6 protein-coding genes are annotated in these 11,540 nt (G+C 57.6%); 3 read left to right on the top strand and 3 right to left on the bottom strand.

What is annotated here, in order from left to right; genetic code table 11:
* Positions 1 to 134 precede the first annotated feature (134 nt).
* The gene (locus ACGY09_RS16605) at positions 135 to 1,007 is read left to right on the top strand and encodes a hypothetical protein (RefSeq protein WP_373649117.1); all 873 of its coding nucleotides are present in this window, start codon (positions 135 to 137) and stop codon (positions 1,005 to 1,007) included.
* A 17-nt stretch (positions 1,008 to 1,024) separates the two neighbouring features.
* Positions 1,025 to 1,621 carry a hypothetical protein gene (locus ACGY09_RS16600; protein WP_397568608.1) on the top strand — a complete coding sequence of 199 codons (597 nt, stop codon included), beginning with the start codon at positions 1,025 to 1,027 and terminating at the stop codon, positions 1,619 to 1,621.
* A 1,459-nt stretch (positions 1,622 to 3,080) separates the two neighbouring features.
* Here the strand turns inward: ACGY09_RS16600 and ACGY09_RS16595 are convergent.
* The 3 genes from ACGY09_RS16595 to ACGY09_RS16585 all read right to left on the bottom strand — a co-directional run bounded on the left by ACGY09_RS16595 (position 3,081) and on the right by ACGY09_RS16585 (position 8,345).
* Positions 3,081 to 4,256, bottom strand: a complete 1,176-nt coding sequence (locus ACGY09_RS16595) for a M20 family metallopeptidase (RefSeq protein ID WP_397568607.1) — start codon at positions 4,254 to 4,256, stop codon at positions 3,081 to 3,083.
* A gap of 354 nt (positions 4,257 to 4,610) precedes the next feature.
* On the bottom strand, positions 4,611 to 6,095 hold the full coding sequence (locus ACGY09_RS16590; protein ID WP_397568606.1) for an aldehyde dehydrogenase family protein: 1,485 nt from the start codon (positions 6,093 to 6,095) through the stop codon (positions 4,611 to 4,613).
* Between the two features lie 753 nt (positions 6,096 to 6,848).
* Positions 6,849 to 8,345, bottom strand: a complete 1,497-nt coding sequence (locus ACGY09_RS16585; RefSeq protein WP_397568605.1) for a rhamnulokinase family protein — start codon at positions 8,343 to 8,345, stop codon at positions 6,849 to 6,851.
* A 651-nt stretch (positions 8,346 to 8,996) separates the two neighbouring features.
* On the opposite strand from ACGY09_RS16585, the gene ACGY09_RS16580 reads away from it, so the two are divergent.
* On the top strand, positions 8,997 to 11,363 hold the full coding sequence (locus tag ACGY09_RS16580) for a heavy metal translocating P-type ATPase (protein WP_397568604.1): 2,367 nt from the start codon (positions 8,997 to 8,999) through the stop codon (positions 11,361 to 11,363).
* Positions 11,364 to 11,540 lie beyond the last annotated feature (177 nt).

Here is an 11,540-nt window from a genome sequence, read left to right as displayed (position 1 = left end):
AGGGTCCTGCACGGGAATTTCCCTTCCCTCCGAAGTGCTCTGCGATCAGACTCACCATCGTCAGGACTGCGGCCGTGTGAGCCACATCAAGTCGAAGCAATTGAATCGGTGAGACAATGCCAGCCAGATCGTCAATGACGCCCCCACCCGTGATGCGTGTGACCCTGTACGACTGGGTCAGCTCGTGGGCCATTGCCTTATTCATCGGCTTGCTGATGACGTGCGGGGCTGTCGTCACCGTATGGCTGACAACTCGCTTACCCAAGCCCCCGGAAGCAGTTCCTGTCGAACTGGTCGAACTGCCGGGGGGATTCGAAGACGGGTCTCCTGATGAGACACTTCGCGTCGATTCTCCCGATCCGGAAGTCCGCGACGCGGTCCCCGCAGACGCTGTCGCTGAACAGGTGGAAATTGCGGAAGCGATCGAAGCGGTCGTCGAAATGTCGGAAACCGCGACTCAACAGGTCCAGCAGCAGTTCGATACGGGGATTCAAAATACCGGCAAGGTGGGAAGCGCCAAAGGGACTGGCCGCAAAGCACTGGGAATGGGTCCCGGTACAGGAGGCCTGCCGCGAGAGCAACGCTGGTTCGTCAAGTTTGGTGAGCGTGCATCCCTCGATGAATACGCTAAGCAGCTCGACTTCTTCGGGATCGAACTCGGCGCGCTGCTGCCCGATGGTCGTCTGGCTTACATCTCGCATCTTCAGAAACCGATCCCTGACGTCCGGTACATCAACAGTGGTTCCGACGAAGCGCGGCTTTATATGACGTGGCAAGGGGGCGAACGTCGCGCATTGGACATTCAGCTCTTCGCCCGCGCCAACGTGAACGTCCGGGGAGATACCCTGATTTTCCATTTCTATCCGAAGGAAACAGAGAACACGCTTGCGCGACTGGAACTCGAATTTCGCAACCGCACCGTCAGGCAGATCCGCAGAACGTACTACATCGTCGAACCGGATGGCCCCGGCTACAGGTTCAACGTCTTTCGTCAGATTCTTTTCTGAGCAATGAAGAGGCAGTCATGAAAACGTGGAAATGGATCCGCAGCTTCGGCATCCGTGCCCTCCTCTTCATGGTGTTCAATACCATGCTCACGGGAGTTCCCATTCCACTCTGGAGCATTGAATACCTCGACCATCCCCAGAAACTCCACTCCGTCACCAGGACGCATCTGGTGCTGGAAGACGGTCAGCAAGTGACACTCCCTTACATCAAGGAATTGCCTGAGAATTCCTCTCTCTTCATGGCCGCCCTCTCCAACGGAGTGGAAACAAGCCCGGACGGAACGGCGTGGGGGCTGATCTGGTCTGATCGGCTCTGCGGCAATGATTTTGTTGTGTGGCGAAGACGTCGAGTCGACCTATGCCTGCTCGCCGCTACACTTCACCCTGAGGGAATCGATGCGACTCTTGTCAGCCCAGACGACATGGCCTTCATTCTCGAGACTTGCAGGATCAATACGAACTCGAATGGTGTCAGCCACCGAAGAAATCGCCTCGCCGGGTACGACTGGATCTACATGAGGCGCGTTGAAAAGGTTTTTCAGGAGACTCATGCAAAAATCGAGGTTAGACCCGGCAAAGCAGAGGAGGAAGCCGCAAAGCGCCCCCCTGGGTAAGCGATTAGTGAAGTCTTCTCCGCCCTGTTAAGGGCATAACAAAAGCTATTCAAAAGACACGCCACCGAATCCCACGAAACAGGACGTTCGGGGTGAAACACCCTGCTCCGGTTACGCAGACACGTAGCCAAAGTAGCCAGAGAACGTGTCGCCCTTAACAGGGCTGGCAACAAATAATATCACCGACCCAGGGCGGCGCTTGCGGCTCTCGCCCCGGCGCTCTGCCCTGGGCTGGCTTGTCGATGCCTTTCAGGCATAAGAATCAAACACGGAACCACTTTGTGTTCAGGCGTCTGACTCGAATCGATGTGAGGCGCTCAAAGCAAGTTGGGTCACGCTCGGATGATTCGATCTTTCGATCCCGAAATGCCTCCATTCGAGGACCATCGATAACCGAACAAGTCCATGAGTAACCCCATCTCCCCGGCCTGAAAGGCCATCAGAGATCAGCCAGGGCAGTGCGACGCGGCGAAGCCGCAAAGCGCCGCCTTGGGTAGGTGATGAGTGAAGTCTTCTCCGCCCTGTTAAGGGCACAACAAAAGCTATTCAAAAGACACGCCACCGAAACCCACGAAACAAGACGTTCGGGATGAAACACCCCGCTCCGGTTACGCAGACACGTAGCCAAAGAATGTGTCGCCCTTAACAGGGCTGGCAACAAATAATATCACCGACCCAGGGCGGCGCTTTGCGGCTTCGCCCCGGCGCTCTGCCCTGGGCTGGTTTGTGGATGCCTTTCAGGCATAAGATATCGGACACGGAACCGCATTGTGAATTCAGATACCCGATCGAGCGCAACAGGATATGCTGCGTCTCCCCGCCCCCGTGTCTCCTCGATCTCACTGAAACGCCCCGCCACTGCGACAACAAATCTTGACAACACCTTATCGCACAAGTAAAATAAAATGAAGTTAAGATTCGCGGAAGAAGGCTGAGACTGATCGAGAAATGAATCCCTTGTGAGGCCAGTAATGGCTCCGAGTGCGTTCGAACGGATCATTTGGGCCGGATTCGCGATCGGCTGATGAGACCACAGGAAACGGATCGTCGTTCAATTGGTTGCTGTGGTCTCAGGCGTCACACGACTTAGTGCGGGGATCCTGGCGGGCACTTGATCGACGGTTCTCAGGGCTCATTCCGATCACGAGCCCGATTCTGGATGTGAAGTGTGATTGAAGTTGCTCAACTTGTTCAATTTGAGCAACTTCAAAACATCACTGGAGTCTATCAAACAGGGATGTTGCTCAACTCGTTCAACTTGCTCAAGGTCAATTTTTTCCCCGAGACCGGCAGACCAGGGGGCCACCCCTTCAAAGTTTGAGCGTTCAACGGTGCGTAGCGGAGCAGGAAGACGACGTGCACGAAGCGCGACGGAGCTGGTGACCGAACCGAGCTGCCTCGGCTCGATATTTCCAAGACAGCATTGATCGTTTCTGGCTTCACCCATGTGGTGTGGGCATCAGCCGCCCGCACAGAACCGGTAGTAGATCTCGGCGGCGTGATCGAGTTGGGCGATTTCGATCCATTCGTCCTTGGTGTGCGCCTGCGCGATGTCACCGGGACCGAAGACGACGGCGGCGATCCCTTCCCGCGCGAATCGCGAGGCATGTGTTCCATACGGGACACCGAGCGCCTTACGAGGTCCCACCACACTCGTGATGACACGCATCAACTGTTCGGACAGGGCTCCGTTCAGATCATCCCCCAGCGATGGACTCGCGCAGTAGGGAGCTTCATGCGTCACTTCAAAATCGAGTTTGGACCGGAGGTAATCGGCCAGTTCATCAATCACCCCGAAACGATCTTCACCGGGAATCAACCGTCGGTCGACTTCGATATGACAGTGATCCGGGACGATGTTCACGCTGCTTCCGCCGTCGATTCGGCCCACGCTCAGTGTCGCGGGACCGCACAGGGGGTGTGCCGGACGTTGTGTGGGAAGTTTGGCGGCGAATTCCTCCAGGGCCAGCACAACCTTGGCCATCCGGTAAATCGCATTGATTCCTTCCTCGGGTCGCGAACTATGACAGGCTCGGCCGGCGGTGTGCAATTTCCAGCGTGTCGCGCCGCGATGAGCGACGACGATATCCAGTTGCGTTGGTTCCGCGACGATCGCCACGTCAGGCCGCGTCGGGCACAGCCGATAGGGGGGGACCGGTTCCGACCAGCTATCGGTCAGATGGTTAATCCCGATACTTGTGGCCTCTTCGTCACACGTCAGCGAGAGAACCACATTCGACATTCCGGCAGGCCGTTCCTTCGCCAGGCGGGTGAAGGCAGCCAGCATGGCGGCCATTCCCCCCTTCACATCGCAGGAACCGCGACCGTACAGCCGACCGTTTTGTTCCACTGGCTCGAACGGGGGGATCGTCATTCCATCGACAGGGACGGTGTCCTGATGTGCGTCCAGCAGAACAGTTTTCGTGGCCCCGGGAGCATCCAGCCGGGCCAGCACATTCGACCGGCCGGGAGCGATCTCGACCTGCTCGAACGGAACGTCAAGTCGCTTCAAATACTGCAACAGATACTCTGTCACACGCGTCTCGAAATACTCTGGACCACTCACGTCGCGTCCCATCGGGTTGACGCTGGGGATGGAAACCAGATCTTTGAGAATCGTTAAGGGAGCCGACATGGGTCACTACTGCTCACGGAAGGAATTGTCGAAAAATCTTACGCTACAGCAACATGTAGTCAGCCGTCAACATTCACAGAGACCCCCGTATTGCCGTTTACCGAAGGATTACAGATCTCGGTCGTAATTCCGTAAGGGATTTCTCCGAAAGGGCCTGATCGACCATCCACGCCCCTGCCGCTCGGCGTTTCCCCGCACCCTGATCGGGAGCGACTTTTCGGCCGGCACAGGGACCGGCCGTTGGACTGCACTGACAGTTAAACCACGCGTGATTGCGAAGCGTGATGAAACGAAGCGACTCCGGCAACGGGGGTCACCGGAGTCGCTTTCAGTTCCCATCCACGAGGAGTGCGATCAGGCCTTGGCGAGTGCCACGGTGACCGTCTTGGTTTCCGTATAGTGATCCAGCGCGGCTTCGCCGTTCTCACGCCCCTGGCCGGAGTTCTTGAATCCACCAAACGGAGTTGTCGTATCGACAATATGGTAGCAGTTGACCCAGACGGTTCCGGCCTTCACATGCTTGGCGTACCAGTGAGCCTTATCGATATTCTTCGTCCAGATCGCGGCCGCCAGCCCGTATTGAGTATTGTTTGCCCGCTCCAGCATTTCATCGGCATCCTTGAAGGAAAGGACGCTGACGACCGGGCCGAAGATCTCGTCCGTGGCAATCGCCATTTCGTCTTTGACATTGTCGAAAATCGTCGGCTCAACAAAGAAGCCCTTTCCGTCGTTGCCACGTTTCCCACCGGTGACGAGTTTGGCCCCCTGCTTCTGCCCCAGTTCCACATAGCCCAGGATCTTGTCGAGTTGCTCCTGCGAGACTTGAGGTCCTTGCTCGGTCTGCTCGTCCAACTGGTTCCCGATTCGGCGTTTCTTCGCCTTTTCAGCCAGCTTGGCGACGAACTCTTCGCGAATCGATTCTTCCACAAACAGGCGGCTGCCGGCAGTACAACATTGTCCTCCGTGGAAATAAATCGCGTGGAAGGAACCCGCCACAGCCTGATCGATATCACAGTCGGCGAAAATGACGTTGGGGCTCTTCCCACCCAGTTCAAACGTCGTCCGCTTCAGTGTTTCGGCGGCTCGCCTGGTGATCAGCTTGGCGGTATCGACGTGACCGGTGAAGGCAATCTTGTCGATGCCGGGGTGCGTCACCATCGCGTCGCCGGTGGTTTCCCCCATCCCGTTCAGCAGATTGATGACGCCCGGCGGGAACCCGGCTTCCAGTGCCAGTTCACACACACGCAGGATCGAAAGAGGCGTCTGCTCGGCCGCCTTCATCACAATCGTGTTGCCGCAGGCGAGTGCCGGTCCCCACTTCCAGGCGGCCATCAGCAGAGGAAAGTTCCACGGAATGATCTGGCCAACAACCCCGACTGGCTGACGCAGGGTGTACGAGAGAAAGTTGCCGCGAACGGGAACCGTCTTGCCTTCGATCTTGTCTGCCCAGCCGGCGTAGTAACGAATGGTATTGATCACGCCGTTCAGATCGCCGCGAGAATCGGTGATCGTCTTGCCGCAATTCAAGGCCTCGAGACGAGCCAGTTCCTCTGCGTTCGACTCGATCAGATCGGCCAGCTTGAACATCAGCTTGCCCCGGTCGCAGGCATCGATGCGACTCCAGGGACCCTTGTCGAGAGCTTTCCGAGCGGCCTTCACCGCCAGATCGACGTCATGAGGCGTCGCATGGGCAACCTGGGCAATCACCTCGCCTGTCGCAGGATTATACGTGTCGAACGTCCCACCATCAGAGGCATCGCACCATTCATTATTGATGAAAAGCTTTGTCTTTCCCGAAAACTTGGTCGCTGCCGGCGGAGCCGAAAGAGTTGCCGTCATGGTGATGACTTCCTTATTCCTGAATCAGGACTCGAGAGAGGGACAGGACACGTTCCAACATGGTAGCCCCCCAGTCCCGACCACTCAACCAGCCCCCTTCGTTATCCGAAGCCTACCGAAACGGACTGTTTCGGTGTCCCGCAGGCCGATGAGCGAGGAACAAATCAGCCAACTCCGGGGTGACTCTCGCCGATTGCAACTTTTTCAATCGTTTCTGCTTGTAACGCTTACAAACGGCGGGCATGCCAAAACCAAGCCGCCAGTCAGATGAGAGGGCGACCCCATTGAAAACCCCTTCTTTTCAGGGACTTCACGACAATTCGAAAAAAATCTTTCGACAGAATTCGCCTTTGGCACATAGCCTGCTTAAGGGGGAGATGGAGTGAACAATCACCCAAATGATTCACGCAATCATCCTTCGATGATTCGAGATTCATACATCCTGCCGGCCTGAGGGAGACAGGCCAAGCACCCGCCTACAACACACCTCGACTTTCCGCCTACACAGCCCGGTACGTTGCCCGCAACGTACCGGGTTCTCGCCTTTTATAGGCACCCATTTCTCTGATTCTGCCAGCGACGAACACCAGGCTCTACCACGCCATGAGCCCTTCGGTCGCACTGTTCATGGGGCTGAAGGAGCTGAGACCAAGGCGCGCGAACCCCCGTGTCCGACACAGCTCTCAGCTGCGCAGAACAGGCCAGGAGTTGTCATCCTGACGTATTGGAAAGAGTTCCTGCCGAGTCGAAACCTCAGGGGATGCGTCGCGAAAGCAGTTCGGTGAAGCGCTTGTACGCTTCATCCCACTGAGCCGTATGCTCTGGCTCGTAACGCTGCATGCTTGACGAGGCCCGGACGATATCGCGGATCTGAGACAATGACCCCACCGAACCGCTGGTACGAGCCTGCATGAGGACGTTCCCCAGAGCCGTCGCTTCGACAGGCCCCGTAATCACAGGGCGTCCCGTCGCATTCGCGGTAAATTGATTGAGCAGATCGTTCTGCGTTCCCCCGCCGACGATATGAATGACCTCGACCCGTTCGCCGGAAAGTTCTTCCAGCCAGCTCAAGACCAGACGGTACTTCAGAGCCAGACTCTCCAGAGCACAGCGGATCAGGCCCCCGTCCGTGTCGGGAATCTCCTGATTCGTCTTTCGACACCAGTCCCGAATCGCCTCGGGCATATCATGCGGAGCCAGGAAGGCGGATGAATCAGGATCAACGAACGCGCGGAAAGGTCGTGCATCGCTCGCCACTTGCGCCAGTAAGCCATAGTCGTAAGGGGACCCGTTACGCTCGAATGACTTGCGACACTCTTGCACCAGCCACAGCCCCATGATGTTCTTCAGCAGTCGGTACGTTCCATCGATACCCCCTTCATTGGTCACATTCAGTTCCAGTGCCCGCGGCGTGAGGACCGCATGAGGCAATTCCAGTCCCATCAGCGACCAGGTTCCCGAACTGATGTAGGCCCAGTTCGCCGAACCGGTTCGCTCTGTGGGAACAGCCGCGATCGCGGCCCCGGTATCATGCGTTGCGGGTGCGACAACCTCGAGGCGAGACAGTCCGGATCGTCGCGCAACATCCTCACGCAACCGCCCCAGCTTCGTCCCGGGGCTGACCACTTCCGGCAACATGTGAGTCGGCAAGCCGAGCTTCCGAAGCATATCGAGCGACCAGTTCTGATTGGTCGGATGATACATTTGCGACGTCGTTGCATTCGTGAATTCCACGACGCGACTTCCCGACAGCAGCCAGTGGAAGAAGTCGGGGATCATCAGGAATTTATCGGCCAGTTCCACCAGCGCCGGATTCGACTCATTCATCGCCAGCAATTGGTAAAGAGAGTTAATCTCCATGAACTGGAGACCTGTATTCGCAAAAATTTCCGGGCGAGGTACCCGCTGAAACGCATGTTCCATCACCCCACGCGTACGGGCATCGCGATAGTGGTACGGTTGGCCCAGCATCTCGCCCGTTTTCGACAAGAGCACAAAGTCGACCCCCCAGGTGTCGACCCCCACTGAGACAATGCTTTGTCCGAACCGCGCCGCGGCCTTCTGAAGCCCCACCTGAATTTGCGACCACAACCGCAGCAGGTCCCACCGCATGGTGTCAGCAAGATTGACAGGTCCATTGGAAAATCGGTGCAGTTCTTCCAGACGAATCCTCTGCCCATCGAACAAGCCGGCCATCACGCGACCGCTTTCAGCACCCAGATCGATTGCCAGATATACCTGTTCCGCCATCTCCGCTCTCTCCTGCCGAGTGATGCTCACTGACTGCTGTTTGTTGATGGATTCAATCGCGATTGCGTTCGACGCCAACGCCACACTGTGCCACGATTCGACTTAGGTAGATGCACAACGCACATCCTCTGTCGATGACGCTCGTTCGACGCTCACAAGCGCAGGAAACTCCTGCACGGTTCACAAGAAGCCGAATACCCGCGCGGCTGACGTGAAGTGAATGGATCTCTCCACGCTGGCCGAGCCCGCCATGATAGCGGTCCCTGCGCACGGGGGGGAGCGTCGTTCGACGATGCAAATCCTTCCCATCCGGTGAAGTCCACCCCTCCAGACCACCCAAACGGAAAATCCACACATCCCACGGAAACCAACCAACACGTGAACTTGACTCTATTTCGTAAAATCAGTCGCCAGTCTCCATGGAATCTATTGTAATGGTGTCAAAGACTGATTGACGGTGCGCGATTCTGCTCGGAATCCTGTTAACGCTGCGTTTTCAGGGACCGTTCCGTGGGAATCACCCTCTCGCGGGACAACCTCCTCCCTCCGATGGCGGCAGCGCTCAGTAATTCAGCCATTGGCTATACTCCTTCACCTCAATTCATCCACGCACGGGGCGCCGCAAACCCCACGTGGATTCGAAGAGTCACCATGCCCTCATTTGATCTCCCCTCGCTCTCGATCATCCAGGATGAGCCGCCAGAATCCTTTGAGATCGATCCGATCTGTGGAATGAAGGTCGATCCCAAGACGGCGATCTGGTGCGACCGGGATGGCCAGCGATGGTACTTCTGTGCCGAGTACTGCCGAACAAAGTTTCTCAACCCCACAACAGCACCGCAGGGGCCCCCTCCCCCGGGAACAAAATACTTCTGTCCGATGTGCCCCGAGGTAACGAGCGACCATCCCGCAAGTTGCCCCATCTGCGGCATGCCACTGGAACCTGATCTCACGACAGGAAACGGAGTAGGCGATGACGCCGGGCAGCAAGACCTGTGGCGTCGATTTATCGTCGCGCTCATTTGCACTGTCCCACTCTTTATCCTTGCGATGGGCCCCATGGTGGGCATCCCACTGGATCGGATGATCTCTCCATCCACGTCGGGAATCGTGCAACTGGTACTGACACTCCCTGTCGTGACCTGGTGCGGCTGGCCCTTCTGGATCATCGGTGCCAAGTCCCTTTTTACACGCCAGTGGAACATGTTCACCCTGATCCTGCTGGGAGTCGGCGCCGCCTTCGGCTTCAGTCTGGGAATGCTGCTCACCGGAGGTGACCATCATCACGGCTACTATTTCGAATCGGCGGCGGTCATCACAACTCTGGTCCTGCTTGGGCAGATTCTGGAAGGGAGCGCCCGGCGACGCACGGGAGAAGCCATCCGGGAACTGATGGAACTGGTTCCGCCGACTGCACACGTCATTCGCGACGGAATGGAATTGGACCTTCCCCTTGCCGAAGTCAGTATCCACGACCTGTTGAGAATCCGCCCCGGAGAACGAGTCCCCGTTGACGGGAAGATTGTGCCGCCCAACACAGAAAACGCCCATCAAGCCATACCTGCCCCCTCAGCGGCGGCGGTCTCACTCGTTGCTGCTGAGACGGTTCTCACAACCATCGATGAGTCAATGCTCACTGGGGAACCGACTCCGGCAGCAAAGCGGTTGGGCGATACCGTGGTCGGGGGGACGATGAACCAGACGGGTTCATTCCTGATGCAGGCCGAACGGGTCGGTCGATCCACGGTTCTCTCTCAAATCGTCGACATGGTGGCGAAAGCGCAGCGAAGCCGAGCTCCGGTGCAAAGCGTGGTCGACCGGGTCGCAGGCTGGTTTGTCCCGACCGTCGTCGTCGTCGCGCTGCTGACCTTCGCCGGATGGTTAGTTCTCGGCCCCGCACCGCGGTGGAACCACGCACTGACGAACGCCGTTGCCGTGCTGATTATCGCCTGCCCCTGTGCGCTGGGACTTGCCACCCCGATGGCGATTACGGTCGGAATGGGACGCGGGGCACGCGAAGGCATCCTGTTTCGAGACGCCGAATCGCTGGAGACGATGTCACGCATCCACCGCTTGTACATCGACAAAACGGGAACGTTGACGGAAGGCCGCCCCTCGGTCGCCGCTCTTTATCCGGCCCCCGGGATCTCAAACGACGAACTGTTGACCCTGGCCGCCTCGGTCGAGCAGTACAGTGAGCATCCCGTCGCTCATGCCATCATGCAGGCGGCAGAGGACGCCAATCTGAAACCCCTCCCGGTGACAGAGTTCCAGACGAACCCCGGATCCGGCGTCCGCGGAATGGTCGACGGCAAGACGATTGAGGTCGGATCGACAGGAATTTCTGCGCCCCGACGCACGGCCATGATGACTTCACAAGTGACTGCCGACGGAAAAGTCCTGGGCGAAATCGATTTTACGGACGCGGTTCGACAGTCGGCACGGCAGGGGATTGACGATCTGCGTTCCCGCAACGTCGACACCCACATCCTGACAGGTGACCATCCCGAGGTCGCGGCGGTGATCGCGGACGGATTGGGAATTCCTCGATCCGGAACATTCGCCAACCTGAAGCCGCAGGAAAAGCTGTCGCTGATCGAACAAGCCAGAAAAGAGGGGCTTTGTGTCGCGATGGCGGGGGACGGAATCAACGATGCCCCTGCACTGGCTGCCGCCAATGTCGGCGTCTCGCTTGGCACAGGAACCGATATCGCCAAACAATCCGCCAGTGTGATCCTCGTCAATCCCGACCTGCGAGGAATCGCGAAAGCCGTTGAGCTGGGACGCCACGTCTCGGCCAACATCCGGCAGAACCTGATCTTTGCCTTTGCCTACAATGCTCTGGGAATCCCGGTCGCTGCGGGAGTGCTTTACCCCCTCTGGGGAATCACATTGAATCCCATGTTCGCAGCGGCGGCAATGAGCCTCAGTTCCTTTTCAGTCATTGTCAACGCTCTGCGCCTGCGAAGCGTTCGCCTTGATTCCCCGGGAAGCGACCACTCCGCTTCCCGCCACTGATTCATAATGCCCGTTGATCATGCCAGGCATTCAGGACGCCATCGAAGTGACACACTACTCTGAAAGCACCGGTGACGTCGGATTGCCAATAAATGGCATCTGACACGGCACGAGATTTCCCACTGAGTTTCGCACTGGAAGTCGGTTTCTTTCACAGTGAGCAAAGCAAATCGAGAC

The sequence above is a fragment of the Schlesneria sphaerica genome, assembly GCF_044336245.1.
Lineage (GTDB): Bacteria > Planctomycetota > Planctomycetia > Planctomycetales > Planctomycetaceae > Schlesneria > Schlesneria sphaerica.
The sequence above is the reverse complement of the archived record's forward strand: the minus strand, read 5'-3'. Positions and strand labels throughout refer to the sequence as shown.

Excerpts from the sequence above, each read along its gene's own strand:
- ACGY09_RS16590 (WP_397568606.1), bottom strand. The coding sequence starts at position 6,095 with ATGACGGCAACTCTTTCGGCTCCGCCGGCAGCGACCAAGTTTTCGGGA.
- ACGY09_RS16585 (WP_397568605.1), bottom strand. The coding sequence starts at position 8,345 with ATGGCGGAACAGGTATATCTGGCAATCGATCTGGGTGCTGAAAGCGGT.
- ACGY09_RS16580 (WP_397568604.1), top strand. The coding sequence starts at position 8,997 with ATGCCCTCATTTGATCTCCCCTCGCTCTCGATCATCCAGGATGAGCCG.
- ACGY09_RS16605 (WP_373649117.1), top strand. The coding sequence starts at position 135 with ATGACGCCCCCACCCGTGATGCGTGTGACCCTGTACGACTGGGTCAGC.
- ACGY09_RS16600 (WP_397568608.1), top strand. The coding sequence starts at position 1,025 with ATGAAAACGTGGAAATGGATCCGCAGCTTCGGCATCCGTGCCCTCCTC.
- ACGY09_RS16595 (WP_397568607.1), bottom strand. The coding sequence starts at position 4,256 with ATGTCGGCTCCCTTAACGATTCTCAAAGATCTGGTTTCCATCCCCAGC.